This window comes from Treponema sp. R80B11-R83G3 (assembly GCF_054786115.1).
In genome coordinates this window covers 21,892-36,524 of record NZ_BDHF01000008.1, presented here as the reverse complement: position 1 = coordinate 36,524, position 14,633 = coordinate 21,892, and the positions used below count along the sequence as shown (strand labels likewise).

Annotated in this window: 11 protein-coding genes; 7 read left to right on the top strand and 4 right to left on the bottom strand. The window is 43.2% G+C overall.

Going from position 1 to position 14,633, the window contains the following annotated elements; all coding sequences use genetic code 11:
- Positions 1–63: 63 nt before the first annotated feature.
- Entirely contained in the window at positions 64–2,997 is a 2,934-nt protein-coding gene (gene ppdK, locus ACYVRH_RS02230; RefSeq protein WP_461255297.1) for a pyruvate, phosphate dikinase, read from the bottom strand.
- 82 nt (positions 2,998–3,079) lie between these two features.
- On the opposite strand from ppdK, the gene ACYVRH_RS02225 reads away from it, so the two are divergent.
- Positions 3,080–5,665, top strand: coding sequence for a helicase-related protein (locus tag ACYVRH_RS02225; RefSeq protein WP_461255296.1), 2,586 nt, complete (start codon positions 3,080–3,082; stop codon positions 5,663–5,665).
- A gap of 13 nt (positions 5,666–5,678) precedes the next feature.
- Here the strand turns inward: ACYVRH_RS02225 and ACYVRH_RS02220 are convergent, their stop codons facing one another.
- Both ACYVRH_RS02220 and ACYVRH_RS02215 read right to left on the bottom strand, forming a co-directional pair.
- Positions 5,679–6,272: an NlpC/P60 family protein gene (locus ACYVRH_RS02220; RefSeq protein WP_461255295.1), complete on the bottom strand. Its 594-nt coding sequence runs from the start codon at positions 6,270–6,272 to the stop codon at positions 5,679–5,681.
- Between the two features lie 19 nt (positions 6,273–6,291).
- Positions 6,292–7,254 (bottom strand): Lcl domain-containing protein, encoded by a 963-nt coding sequence (locus tag ACYVRH_RS02215; RefSeq protein WP_461255294.1) that lies wholly within the window; start codon positions 7,252–7,254, stop codon positions 6,292–6,294.
- A gap of 260 nt (positions 7,255–7,514) precedes the next feature.
- Between ACYVRH_RS02215 and cysS the strand changes: the two genes are divergently transcribed.
- The 6 genes from cysS to pyrH all read left to right on the top strand — a co-directional run bounded on the left by cysS (position 7,515) and on the right by pyrH (position 13,059).
- Positions 7,515–8,933, top strand: a complete 1,419-nt coding sequence (cysS, locus tag ACYVRH_RS02210) for a cysteine--tRNA ligase (protein ID WP_461255293.1) — start codon at positions 7,515–7,517, stop codon at positions 8,931–8,933.
- A gap of 106 nt (positions 8,934–9,039) precedes the next feature.
- A complete protein-coding gene (locus ACYVRH_RS02205; protein ID WP_461255313.1) occupies positions 9,040–9,603 on the top strand; it encodes an RNA polymerase sigma factor in 564 nt (187 codons plus the stop codon).
- Entirely contained in the window at positions 9,593–10,186 is a 594-nt protein-coding gene (locus ACYVRH_RS02200) for an anti-sigma factor family protein (RefSeq protein ID WP_461255292.1), read from the top strand. Before ACYVRH_RS02205 ends, ACYVRH_RS02200 begins: the two co-directional genes overlap by 11 nt.
- A gap of 1 nt (position 10,187) precedes the next feature.
- On the top strand, positions 10,188–10,676 hold the full coding sequence (locus ACYVRH_RS02195; protein ID WP_461255291.1) for a hypothetical protein: 489 nt from the start codon (positions 10,188–10,190) through the stop codon (positions 10,674–10,676).
- On the top strand, positions 10,666–12,363 hold the full coding sequence (locus tag ACYVRH_RS02190) for an IPT/TIG domain-containing protein (protein ID WP_461255290.1): 1,698 nt from the start codon (positions 10,666–10,668) through the stop codon (positions 12,361–12,363). The genes ACYVRH_RS02195 and ACYVRH_RS02190 overlap by 11 nt, the downstream gene beginning before the upstream one ends.
- Positions 12,364–12,372: 9 nt before the next feature.
- Entirely contained in the window at positions 12,373–13,059 is a 687-nt protein-coding gene (gene pyrH / locus ACYVRH_RS02185; protein WP_461255289.1) for a UMP kinase, read from the top strand.
- 26 nt (positions 13,060–13,085) lie between these two features.
- Here the strand turns inward: pyrH and ACYVRH_RS02180 are convergent, their stop codons facing one another.
- Positions 13,086–14,624: a bifunctional metallophosphatase/5'-nucleotidase gene (locus tag ACYVRH_RS02180; RefSeq protein WP_461255288.1), complete on the bottom strand. Its 1,539-nt coding sequence runs from the start codon at positions 14,622–14,624 to the stop codon at positions 13,086–13,088.
- Positions 14,625–14,633: the final 9 nt, after the last annotated feature.

Below are 14,633 nucleotides of genomic sequence, written 5' to 3'. Positions count from 1 at the left end.
GGGAGCCGCTCTTACGACCAGGTTTTTTGTAAAAAAGCTTTTTAAATACCAAAAAACCTTAGATTAAAGAACTACCTTTGGTTTCTTGGCTGCGGGTTTTTTCGCCGCAGATTTCTTTGCCGCAGGTTTCTTTGCGGGTTTCTTTGCCGCGGGTTTCTTCGCGGGCTTTTTGGCTGCGGTTTTCTTGGCCGCAGGTTTCTTCGCAGCGGGTTTTTTCGCAGCGGGTTTCTTCGCAGATGTTACTGCCATCTTCTTGTCCTCCCTAATAGGTTTTTTACTGCCTTTCACCGTGGCAGCGGCAGGTTTAGCCTTTACGGACCCCCCTCCCAATATATTATTTCCGGAATTGTTGATAACAGCTTGCGCACCGGCAAGACGTGCTAACGGCACCCGGAATGGTGAACATGATACATAGCTCAACCCAGCCCTATAACAGAAGTCAATACTTGCTGGGTCTCCGCCGTGTTCTCCGCAGATCCCCATCTTGAGATCTGGTTTTACAGATCGGCCTGCTTCAATTGCGAATTTAATCAAACTGCCCACTCCGTCCTGATCAATGGTCTTGAACGGATCAACGTCAAGAACATTTTTTTCCAGATAGGTAGGCAGAAATGACGCAATGTCATCGCGGCTAAAAGCGAAGGTCATCTGTGTAAGATCGTTTGTTCCAAAGCTGAAAAAGTCCGCGTACTTGGCAATATGCGCTGAGCGAATCGCGGCGCGCGGAACTTCAATCATCGTGCCAATTGTTATGGGAACTTTTACGCCCGCCGCAGTAAACACTTTTTCAAGTATTTTTTCGGCATTGGGGCGTAATAATTTAAGCTCTCTCGCGGTTACTACAATTGGTATCATAATTTCCGGATGTACCGGAATTTTTTGTTTTGCGCAATCTGCGGCGGCAAGGGCGATAGCCTCTACCTGCATATCGTAGATTTCAGGGTATGTTACCGCCAAACGGCAGCCGCGATGCCCCAACATTGGGTTGCTTTCTCTAAGAACTTCAATCTTGGAAGTTAATTTATCAACACTGATGTTTAAATGCCCTGCTAATTCTTCAATTTCTTCTTTTGTGTGGGGAACAAATTCATGGAGCGGCGGGTCTAAAAGCCTGATTGTTACAGGGCGGCCTTCCATTGCCTTGAAAATGCCGAAGAAATCTTTCTGTTGAAGGGGAAGAATCTTCTTTAATTCAACTTTTCTCTCTTCTTCCGTTTCCGCGACAATCATTGCGCGGAAATGAATGAGTTTATCCTTGTCAAAGAACATATGCTCTGTTCTGCAAAGACCGATACCCTGAGCGCCAAAATCAAACGCTCTTTTTGCGTCTTCAGGCTGATCGGCATTTGTCCTAACTGCAAAACCTTTAACTTTGCCGCGAACCGCTCCTGCGCGTATGTCATCGCACCACTTAAGGAACGTATTTACATCTTTGGAAATTGTAGGCGCAACAAGCGGCAATTTACCTTCGTATACTTCGCCGCAAGTGCCGTCTATGGTTATCCAATCACCTTCATTAAATATTTTTCCGCCGATTTCGACCGTACTGCCCTGCACTAAAACGCTTTTTGCGCCGGCAACGCACGGAGTTCCCATGCCGCGCGCGACAACAGCCGCGTGGCTTGTCATTCCGCCTGTTGATGTAAGAATACCCTGTGAAACAACCATTCCTCCGATGTCTTCGGGGCTTGTATCTTTACGGACAAGAAGCACTTTTTCGCCTCTTTGGTGCCAAGCTTCTGCGTCTTTTGCGTTAAAAACGATTCTGCCCGATCCGGCGCCCGGAGAAGCATTTAACCCTTTTGTAAGGGCCTTTGCCTGTTTTTGCGCATTAAAATCGATCATCGGGTGCAAAAGTTGGTCAAGAAGAGCAGGGGTAACGCGCATAATGGCGGTTTTTTTGTCGATTAAACCTTCGTTTACCATATCGACCGCGCACTTTACAGCGGCAGTTCCGGCGCGTTTGCCGTTTCTTGTTTGCAGAATGTAAAGAACGCCCTGTTGAACGGTAAATTCCATGTCCTGCATGTCTTTAAAATGCTGTTCAAGACGGTTTTTTATTAATACAAGCTCTTTATATATGGTAGGATTCTTTTTTGCCAGCGTAGCAATTCTTTCCGGCGTTCTGATACCGGCAACTACGTCTTCTCCCTGCGCGTTCATTAAATATTCGCCGTAAAATTCATTAATACCGGTACTTGGGTCTCTGCTAAAGCATACTCCGGTTCCCGAATCATCGCCGAAATTGCCAAAAACCATTGACTGAACATTTACCGCAGTTCCTTTTAGGTTGACAATGTTTTCCAGTTTGCGGTAGGTAACGGCGCGTTTACTCATCCAAGAGCCAAAAACCGCGTTTATCGCGCCCCAAAGCTGATCAAGCGGAGCCTGCGGAAAGTCTTTACCTGAATTATTTTTAACGATTTTTTTGTATTCATCAACAAGTTTTTCAAGATCGGAAGCCGTAAGGTCGGTATCAAGTTCTATGTTCTTTGCCTTTTTAATTGAATGGAGAGCTTCTTCAAACAAATCATGCTCAACGCCCATTACTACATCACCGTACATTTGAATAAAACGCCGGTAAGCATCCCACGCAAAACGCGGATTACCTGTCCTTGCGGCAAGCCCTTTTACCGATTTATCGCTTATCCCAAGATTAAGGATTGTATCCATCATGCCCGGCATGGACATTGCCGCTCCCGAACGAACTGAAACCAAAAGCGGATCATTAGGATCGCCAAGCTTTTTATTCATCATGGTTTCAAGTTTTTTAAGGCTCGCTTCTACCTCTTCTTTTATTCCAGCCGGATATTTATTTTTATTTTCATAATAAGCGGCGCACACATCTATAGAAATAGTAAAGCCCGGTGGAACAGGAATTCCAAGATTAGTCATCTCGGCAAGGTTAGCGCCCTTGCCTCCCAAAATTGATTTCATCTTCGCGTCTCCTTCGGCTTTTCCTTTTCCGAAGAAGTACACATTTTTTTTATTTGCCATTAATATCCCCCTCTTAAATATATCATGATGAATAAATAATAGCAACTATATTTTTTTTTATCAAGTCGCTATTATAAATATTATGAACTATATTGATCTTCCTGTCTACAAGAATCAGAAAAAAATTTTGTCAATGCTTGAAAATAATCAAGCGCTTGTCGTGGAGAGTCCGACCGGTTCCGGAAAGACAACTCAGCTTCCCGTGATACTTTATGAAGCGGGATATACAAAGAACGGAATCATCGGAGTTACACAGCCGCGCCGTATCGCAGCGGTATCCGTAAGCGAATTTATAGCGCGTCAAACAGGCACGGTAATACCCGGACTCATAGGATACAAGATGAGATTCGCCGACAAGACCAATCATGAGACTAAAATAAAAATAATGACCGATGGAATGCTCCTTCAAGAGATGAAAATCGATCCTTGGCTGTCAAAATACGGCGTTTTAATCGTTGATGAGGCGCATGAACGGAGTTTAAACATCGATTTTATCCTTGGATTGCTAAAAAGAGTTCTTGAAAGCAGACGTGATTTTAAAGTGATCATATCTTCCGCGACAATAAACGCGGAAATTTTTTCCGAATACTTTAATAATTGCCCTATTGTGAAGATAGAAGCCCAGCGTTTTCCGGTTACGTTGATTTATGATCCTGTTTTAACAACCGAGCCGAAAGAAAGAGAAGAAAAAAATCGCGAAAAAACAGGTGATAAAAGGCAAATAAACAACAAAGATGAGGCAATTTTATTAAAAATCGAGACAATTACTACACGCTTTATAAGTGAAAAACGCGAAGGGGACATATTAGTTTTTCTTTCAGGCGAAAAAATGATAAAAGATTGCATATCAAGGCTTACTTTTAGTTCTGTGGGAAAATTTTTACACCTTGTTCCATTGTACGGCAGACTTGGAAAAGAAGAGCAGGAAAAAGTTTTTGAAGACCCTCCAAAGGGAAAAACAAAAGTTGTTATTTCAACAAATATTGCCGAAACTTCCGTCACTATTGACGGAATTACCGCCGTAATTGATTCGGGATTGGCAAAAATAAACTGGTATAATCCCAAAACATTTACGTCCAGTCTTATTGAATCGCCAATTTCTATCGCATCGGCGAACCAGCGCAAGGGAAGAGCGGGAAGAACGCGTGAAGGAACCTGTTATCGGTTGTACACGCGCAAAGATTTTGAACAGAGGCAATTGTACACCACCGAAGAAATTTTCCGCACTGATTTATCGGAAGTTATTTTAAGGATGGCGGATCTTGGAATTACGGATTTTGAAAACTTTAATTTTATTGCCGCGCCTGAAAGAGAGGGATTACTTGGAGGAATAGAGACGTTAAATCTGCTTGACGCGCTTGAAAAAGACCGCAGTTTGTCAAATATCGGCAAATTAATGACGGAATTCCCTCTTGCGCCGCGTCAATCGCGAATAATTGTAGAAGCGATACTAAAATATCCCGAAGTGATCAAAGAAACGCTAATCTCTGCGGCGTTTTTATCAACACAAAGCCCTTATATCCTTCCTCCCGGTGAAGAAACCGACGCAAGACAGGCTCATCACCGTTTCCGCGATGATAACGGCGATTTTGTTTCGTATTTAAAACTTTATAAAGCGTATAATGATTCAACCAATAAATTAAAATTCTGCGAAAAAAGTTATCTTGACGAGCGCGCAATGGCGGAAATAGTTAATGTAACCGCTCAGCTTGAAGAAATTCTTGCCAAGATGAAGATTCCCGTACACCAAAGAGCACAACCGCTCTCCTCTGACGAAATTGACGACTATTTATGCTGTATCGGACGCGGAATGATTCAATTTGTCTGTGTTCGCGAAAGAGGGCACGGGGAATCTCGTGCGCATGAAATGCGGGGGAAAATCGGCTCATATCGAAGTTTAACGGCGGATAAAATAATAATTCATCCCGGATCAGTAATGTTCCGCATGGATCCCCTATTTATTGTCGCCGGAGAAATTGTACGCACGTCAAAAATGTACGCGATGTCAGTTTCTCCGCTCTCAAAAGATGTTTTAAATAGGATAAGGCCTGGTCTTTTCTCCAGCGACGCTGACGGAAAATTCGCTGATGGCCGCGAAAAACAAAAGAAAACTCGCGATTTTACCAATAACATAAAAATTTCAGGCGAAGTGTTTGAAATTGCCACTGTAAAAGGAAAGAAAACCGTAATTCTTCCGTGGGAAAGACTTGAGCTTATTAAAAATAATTTATCAAACGAAAAAAGTTTTAAGAGCATAAAAGGAAAAATTACGGTAAAGAACCAATACAATCTTCTTGCCGGAGAAAAACTCAGTCTCTTGCTCTCTCTTGCGCCTGTTTTAGACGTAGACGGCGCTTTCTCCCGCTCTCTGCCCCGTAAAGAAAATTTTAATTCGCATGAAAAACTTTCCGCGCTGATAAAACATTTAGATGATCTTGCAAAGCCTATTATATGGAAAAAAAACTCAAAAGAACTCGGATTTTTAGGTCTTTTCACGGACGGAGACGGAAATTACTGGTTTAGAGCGTCACGCGGTTTTTATACCTGCTTAAATGAAAGCCTTTCCAGTCTTGAATCATTGATTGACGAGTTAGGTGAAGAAGTTGATCTGGAGCAGAAGCATGTCGTGAATCAATGTTATCGCAGGTTATCGGATTATTTGGGGTGAAATGACAAAGACGTTAATATTTGACAAGTAATCTTGCATAATACAAAAATCTTGGATCATTCTTGGAATAATGCCGTAATGTCGCTCCGTTAATTCCTTCTTCTTCTTTTAATGTCGCGTCCATAAAATAAATATTTGCATTATCCATATTGACAAAGATGCTTATGTGCGTCGGCGGCGCGTTTCTTTCAGTACCCATAAAAATAATGTCGCCAGGAGTCAGCGTATCTATGGGAACAGTAAAATATTCATAAAAAGCAGATAACGGCGCATCTTCAAATAACAGGGAATATTTTGTTCCTTTAACCGCATATTGAAAAACGCGAACTATGAAACCCGAACAATCAAGAGTTAAAACTCCTTCTTTTTCCAAATAGTCCCGTCCGCCCCATGCCCATACAGTTTCTCTTTCAACATATTTTCCGGCATAAAATACCGCCCTTTTCCTTACTTCGGGCGGACAATCTGCCACTCTGTACCTTGTTTTTGGGTTGTTTTCTGACAGACCGGATGTCGCGCATGAAAACAAAAATGAACCTGTCACTAATAACACAAAACAAATTACTTTTATTTTATAACGAGAAAAAATACCCTCATTGGTTTTCAATTATCCCTCTTTACGCAAATTAAAAAGCCCGGATGGCGCGAACAGAAAGAGAATTGGTCACTTCACTGGAACTCTGACGGCCATCATTGAACCTCAGATACTGCATACGATAACCCTTATCATCAACCGATAAAGACCAGTACCATTTATCGCTAAAGCTGCCTAAGCCTTTCTCTTTTAGATTTTTATATATCAAATCCAGTTCTTTAACGCTCGGTAAAAACCAGTCTTTAAATCCGTTAAAATTCATTTTTGCGCATAACTGAGCAGCAGCTTGACTGTCATTGATGTTCTGTACTATATACTCTGTGTTTTTTTTGCCAAAACCTATCTCATCCTTCAAATATCCCCAATCCGTATAATCCCACTTACTCCTCCATTGAGCGGAAAATTCAGTTTCGGCGGGAGCCGCTTCCAAATACTGCCAACCGTCTGAAAATGTCCCCTTGTCGTAGAAGACGATGCCTCCGCCAGGACCGCGAGCCCCTATTTTATAAGAGATGCTTGCTGAAGACGCTTTGGCGGACGTTTGCCCGGAACCTGCATTGGCCTGAGAAACTTCTTTTTCACCTAGTAAGAACACTACCTTTTTTTCATCGGCTCTTATTTCTACCGAAGGAGCTGCCACAATAGCGGCGCTCTCTACAGCAAGCACCTTAACGCGAAAACGGTACGCATTCCCTACCGCGCTTAACGAACCGGATGCAATTACCTGAGCGCCAAGTTTTCTTCCTATTGCTTGAGCGGATTCATCGCTTACTTCGCCGGACATTTGAAATTGCTCTTCTTTCCGAATCAAATCCAGTTCTTTGCGATCTAATACAATAAGTCTTTTTCCCCGAACTAATTGACTTGACAGTTCTTCAAGCACATATTCAGAAAACTGTTCCGATGGCGAATTGAAGTTGAGTAAGGCGATTTTCTCCCCTTGTTCTACATTACTCTCAATGTTTCTTGCCACCGTCCTTATAGCATCATCCAATGACATTTCCTTGTTGAATATATTGCCTATAGAAGTGCAAGAAGTGGCCAAAAATAAAACAATCTGAAATACGAGATAAAAATAAAATAAGCGTTTTTTATACATAAATCCTCCTTATATAATAATATATGCCATAAAATGCTTTAATATTATTATATTCATATTTTACTTTTAATTATTTATGCTGTCAATTCGCCGTGAGTCGTGAATGATAGCTTTATCCAGTTGATTTTTTCTCTTTTTTCCCCTACTCTGCTAATATGTCATTCACTTTTTACAACACGCTTGGCCGTGAAAAACAAGCCTTTAAGCCTCTACAAGAGGGAAAAGTCGGCTTTTACGGCTGCGGTCCGACGGTTTATAACTACGCTCATATCGGCAATTTACGCGCTTATGTGCTTCATGACATTTTAGTCCGCTCCCTTCGCAGAGCCGGTTTTGACGTAAACCATGTAATGAATATTACCGATGTCGGCCACCTTTCAGATGACGCGGACGACGGCGAAGATAAAATGGTAAAAAGCGCGGAAGAGCGCGGCAAAAGCGTTCTTGAAATAGCGGATTTTTACACAAAGGCGTTTTTTAACGATACCGACAGAATGAATATTACGTGCCCCACGGTTGTTTGCAAGGCAACGGAGCATATCGGCGAAATGATCGCGCTTATTCAACGGATAGAAAAAAACGGTTTTACTTATTTCGCGGGGGGCAATCTTTATTTTGATATTTCAAAATTTCCTTCTTACGGGGAACTCGCGCTTTTGCGAATGGACGATCTTAAAGCAGGGGCGCGGATAGAACAGGATGAAAACAAGCGTAATGCGGGCGATTTTGTACTTTGGTTTACAAAGAGCAAATTTGAGAATCAGGCATTAGTGTGGGATAGTCCTTGGGGGCGCGGTTATCCCGGCTGGCATATTGAATGTTCGGCGATGAGCATGAAGTATTTGGGCGAAAATTTCGATATTCACGCGGGAGGAATCGATCATATCCCAATTCATCACACAAATGAAATCGCACAGAGTGAGGCCGCCACGGGGAAAAAACCGTGGGTAAAATACTGGTTGCACAATGAATTTCTTGTCCTTAAAGACGGGAAAATGTCTAAATCGAAGGGCGGTTTTCTTACTTTGCAAACTCTTGTAGACGAAGGCTTTGATCCGTTGGATTACCGTTATTTTCTGCTTGGCGGACACTACCGCAGCCAGCTTCAGTTTTCCATGGAAAGTTTGGAAGGCGCGAAAAACGCCCGCAAATCGCTGGTGGACAAAGTTCGCTCTTTTGTTGCAAAACGCGGTACGCCGACAGCCACAGATACGGAAAAAACATCGATTTATATAGAAGATTTCAACAAAGCCATTGAGGACGACTTAAATACCCCTCGCGCTCTTGCGGAATTGTGGGGGCTGTTGAAAGAAGGGGCGGTGGAATCTGAAACGCTTTCTGCTGTTTTTGAAATGGACAAGGTTCTGGGGCTTGGGTTGCAGGACGCTGTAAAAACCGCTGAAAAAGGCGAAAATGACGCGTTTTCACGGGAAATTGAGGAGCTTATTTTAAAAAGAGCGGAAGCGAAAAAGGCAAAAGACTTTGCAACGGCGGATAATATCAGGCAAAACCTTAAAAATCGGGGTATAATTCTGGAAGACGGACCTGCGGGGACAGTATGGCGTACTCAATGAATGTAACAAAAGAGGAAAAAAATTGTTTAAGGTAATAGAAGAGGGACAAATAGAAAATGACGCAAACCATGTTCGTACAGATGCTCCTCGAAGTGAAGGCGAGTCTATGGGGTGGAATTCAACAGTTGAATTCCAGCGCCTTTATGATTCAACGTTTCAAGTTTTGTTGAGGATTGCTTACCGTATAACCAATGACTGGGAAGCGGCGGAAGACCTTTGCCAGGATAGTTTCTTCCGTTTATATGAAAGAAACATGGTTTTTCCAAACAAGGAAGAGGCAAAATACTGGCTGATTCGCGTAGTTAAAAACGCGGCGTTAAATTATGCAAAAAGAAAGGCTAAAGAACGAATTGTGTATCAACGCGCCTTTCGTGAAGACCACAGGCGGGAGGAAACCGGAGAGGGCATACTTGTAAAAAAAGAGACAAGTGAAGAAGTTAAAAGCGCCCTAGAAAAACTGCCGGATAATTTGCGTATGGTTTTGATATTAAAAGAATATGCTGATATGAATTATAAGGAAATTGGCAAAGTGCTAGGAATTAGCGAAGGAAATGTTAAAGTACGGGTGTTTAGAGCCAGAGAACGGCTGACCAGCCTGCTTGCTGGCAGCCTGCTTGTAGACTCTATACAACCGAATATTGATTTACAAGGCGGTAAAAATGTGTCCTGATCCACAGCTTCTATCAATTTATGTCGATGGCGAGCTTCCGTCACCTTGGGATGAAAAAATGGATTCCCATTTAAAGGAATGTCCAACTTGCAGAAGAAAAGTTGAAAATTTTAAACAGCTTCGCGAATTAATCAACCAAGACCCTTCCGCACAAAAAACAAGTCAAGAAGAACTGCTGAAATCCAAAGAAAAAATTTGGCGCAGACTAGAAGAAAAACGGCGCTTTACGCAGTACCCAAGAGTATGGCAGCGCAGGATCTCTATCCCTCTGCCGGCGGCAGCGGCGGCGGCAATTATAATCGCGCTGATTATAATATTTTTCTCACGAGGAGGACAAATTTTGAATAACGGATTTGCCGGCAAAAAGGCAAACCCCGATGAAAGATCAAACTTCATTCTTGCGGCTGAAGAAGAAATCCCGGGAATTATACCGTCTGCGACAGATTTAAACGGCGTTCTTCAATATTTAGGCGCTGACGGTTCGGAAATCATAATTTTAAAACTGCCTGAAAGCAAGAATTTTTCCAGATCCGGCGAACCTGCGATAATCAGAGCCGCTGATTATTCAAGGAGACATCCGTAAAATGATACGCCGTCTTTCTTTTTTAAGCGCTTTATTTGTTTTTGCGACAAGCGTCTGTATTGAGGCGCAGTCTCAGCCGGTAGGTTCCAGAATGATGCCGGAATTCAGAAGGCAGGCGTTGGTTTTGGACATTAACGCAACAGCTCTGGAAAACGAAGAAGTTATATGGAATGATTCCCATCAAAAAATAACCATACCGGGAACTCCTGTGGGCATTCGTCTTGTTGGTTCAAATATTATAGTAGCGGTACAATTTACCCCGTTCATCCGCCGTAATGGCAACGTATTGGTAGCCCAGGGGCAAATTTGGATTAAGGATTCGGAAAAAGGCGTAAGTTATTATACGTCGATTCAAACAATTCCCATGGAATTTAACGAACCTATTTATTTCTTCCCGCTTGGCGCGTCGCCTCAGTTAAACTCATCTATAGAAATAAAACTGACGGTAAACCCATATAAAGAAACATCCGTTACAGAAAATGACAAGTAATACAAAATATTTTACCGCATACCTATACAAACAACTTTTTATTCTTTTGCCTGTGTTTTTTGCGCTTCTTGCTTCATGCGACGCAAAACCTCCGGTTATAAATTCTATCGAACCGAAATTCGGCAGAATGGGAGAGATTATCACGCTTACGGGAAATAATTTTGGCGCGTCACGCGATGAATCTTATGTTACTATTGCGGGTATCTCGCCGACAAACTCATCGTACTATTTATGGCAGGACAATTTAATAATTTTAAAAGTTCCCGAATTAGGCGAATCGGGACTGGTCTATGTGCGCGCGAAAGGGAAAAAGAGCAACGGCGTGCTTTTTTCCAATTCAGCTTCAGTACCTCGGCCTGTTGACGGCGAAGAATTGGGGCTTGAACCAAAGATTACCTCCGTCACGCCGCAGGTTGGCGCGCCGGGGACTCTCATAACAATTATTGGAAATAATTTTGGCATATCACGGGAAAACTCGTTTGACTCCGGCGCGGGAGTTTTCTTTTCATGGGATTATGAGGCAGGAGCGTATAATCCCTTTGCGGTAAGAGAGCCGGAATTTATCGAGGTTTCAGAAACTGAAATGGGTTATGAATACTGGAGCGCGCGCGAAATACGGGTGCGTCTGCCTGACGGTGCCGTTAGCGGAAATTTTGAAATAAGGACGCCTCACGGTAAATCGCGCAGTGTTTTCTTTGACGTAAACGGAAAAACCGGCGTTAAAACCATAAAAGATAAACGCAGTTACACAATAACATACTCAGTTGACATCAGGGTTACTGAAGCCACAAAACCGAATACTCTGTATCTGTGGATACCAAAGCCTATTATCTCCCCTTCTCAAAGAAATGTCATTCTTGTTTCACGTAACATTGAACCTTTTATGGAGAATCACAAGGGTATCAGCCTTTATAAACTGGACAGTCTTGGAACGGGGGCAAATCAATCTGTCAACCTTTCTTACAGGGTCGAAGTATACGCCGTAGAAACGGGAATAAAGCCTTCTTCCATCAAACAGGAAGCAACGGCGCTTTTCAAGACGCACACTCAAAGCACAAGCTTAATTCCAAGCGATAACCAGAAAATCAGGGCGGCGGTTAATTCAATCGTGGGCAGGGAACAAAACCCGTATTTAAAAGCAAAAGCAATATATGAATGGATAATTTACTATATGCAGATTTCAGACTCCGCGTTTTACTCCAATCTTACTGAGGCGTTGGAACTGAGACAAAGCGATCCATACGCAACCGCCCTGCTTTACACCGCAATGGCCCGCGCCGCAGGCGTTCCGTGTATTCCTGTAGCCGGCGTTCTAATTAATCAAAGCGGACAGACATTCCGCCATTACTGGGCTGAATTCTGGATAGACGGTTTTGGCTGGCTGCCGGTTGATCCCGCAATGGGCGCCGGAGCCGTTCATCTGACAGACGGCGCAAACCCGCGCTCCGATGATGAAACATTAACCGGCCGTGATTTGGCAAATTTCTACTTTGGCAACATGGACAACCAGCGCATAACGTTCTCCAGAGGAGAGCCTGTCCTTTCGCAGATTGAAAGCAAGGGCAGGCTTGTTTCGCGTCCACAGTCATACTCATTGCAAAATGTTTGGGAAGAATCCGAAGGGGGGCTTGAATCGTATTCCAGCCTTTGGGGAGACATAATAATTAGCGGAGTCTACATTCGCTAAGGGGTTAATATGGTAACAGTAATTTCATTGGGCGGGTCGATTGTCGCGCCGAAAGAGGTTGATGTGGAGTTTTTAAAAAACTTTACAGGCGTTATTCGCTCATTTATAGAAGCGGATTCTAACAGGCGCTTTATTTTTGTCGTGGGCGGCGGCGGACCGGCGCGGATTTGGCAGAACGCTTATCGGGAAATTTCAGCGGGCGGCGTAAAGGACGAAGAAGCGGACTGGATAGGGATTATGGCTACAAGACTAAACGCGCAATTAATAAAAGCGGTTATGGGCGAGTGGTGCGCTCAGGAAGTGGTAACAAACCCGCGCGAAGTTGATCCGCTGACAGGGCATGTGCTTGTAGCCGCCGGCTGGAAACCGGGGTTTTCAACGGATTACGATGCGGTACTGTTAGCTGAACGTTTCGGCGCCAAAATGCTGATAAACCTTTCAAATATAGAAAAAGTTTACACGGCGGATCCAAAGACCGATCCAAACGCGCGCCCTATTGATAAAATAACATGGGCCGATTTTCGTTCAATGGTCGGCGATGAATGGGTTCCCGGAAAAAATGTTCCGTTTGATCCGGTTGCCAGCCGCCACGCGGAGAAGATCGGCTTAAAAGTTATTTGCGCCGCCGGCAAAAATCTTGACAACTTAAAAAAAATTCTTAATGGCGAAGATTTTACCGGCACTACAATTTGCTAAAAACTTAATCGAGGTTTTTTTATGTTCTACTTTACTCCGCCTAAAATTGTCATCCTTCCGTCGGTTACGGGTTTTATTGTCTTGTTTGCTTTGATGTACTCCGTCACTACATACGAAAGTAAAGTAGAAGTGTTTAAACGATCCGTAGCGGCTAACATTGGCGTATAACCGTCTCCGCCGCCAAGCACATAATCATTGGTACAAATACGGTATATGCGGTTAGTATCAACAGGTTTACCGCCGATAGTAAGATCTTTTATCACGCCTTTGTCTGAAGTTTTGTCAATTGTAAAGCGCACATCGCCTGAAACTTGCGGAAATCCCCCGTTCCCCTGCGGAATTGTCGCTATAAAGTCAAACAATTTTATTACTTGCGAGCCGGTCATTGAAACTACATAAAGGTAGTTTTCAAAGGGAAGCACCGTTAAAACATCCTCCTGCGTTATCGGTCCTTTTTTAATTTCGGCGCGAATATTTCCGCCATTATGAAACGCGAAATCAACTTGCTGTTTGTTTACATTTCGCAAGTACCAGACGTTTGCGTCTGCAATCATGTTGCCAATCGCCGTCTCCTGATACCGCGTTAGGCGATTTCCTAATATAAAGGTATCAGAAGCTTCTCCTATTACCGCTTTTAAACTGGTTCCGGCTTTTTCGATATAAGGCTTAAGCATTTCAATAATGTCATTATCCGGTCTTACGGCTATTGATACCCATTCAAAACTGTCAAGCTTTCCGTTCCGCACGATAATCTTTCCAAAACCCATGTATTTTCCCATTTCATTAGCGGTTACTATCCATGTGTCCCCCGCTCTTTTTGGCATTTCAAAAAAAGAATGTGAATGACCGTCCACTAAAATGTCTATTCCTTCAACCGCCGCCGCAAGATCAACAGACGTTATGTGATCTTCGGCTTCTTTCACGTCGCCCATGTGGACTAATCCGATAACAATATCGACTTTTTCAGTGTTACGCAGAAAATCAACAACATCGCGGGCGGCATCAATTTCATTGACAAACACAAGGGATTTATCGGGACTCGCAATAGTGAGCGTGCGCAAAGTTGTAATGCCGAATATGCCTACTGAAAAGTTATTGTATTGCTTTACAAGATACCTGTTGTCGCCAAGATATGAACCATCCTGTTTTTTTATATTGGATGAAACAAATGAAAAATCCGCAAGGCCGATTTGCCTGTTAAGTTTTTCCAAACTGCCGTCAAACTCATGATTGCCAAAAGTCATCGCGTCATATCCCATCATATTATATGCGCGAATAACCGGCTCGGCATCGAACATATTGGAAAGGGCGCTGCCCGTGTTAAAATCCCCCGCGTCAACAAGTAGAACCTGATGATTAACGGTTTTTACCACATTAACAACAGTCGCCATTTCCGCGATGACAGGGCGTCCGTCGCTTGCCATCAACGCGCCGTGAAAATCGTTAGTGTGAAGAAGAACAAGTTCCCCGCTTCTGCCGATATTGGAACCTTCTCTTATAGGCGCGGCGTACAGAACACCTGTCAATAAAAAGACAACCAGTAAAAAGTACCCTCTGTTTTTCATAACCTTTCT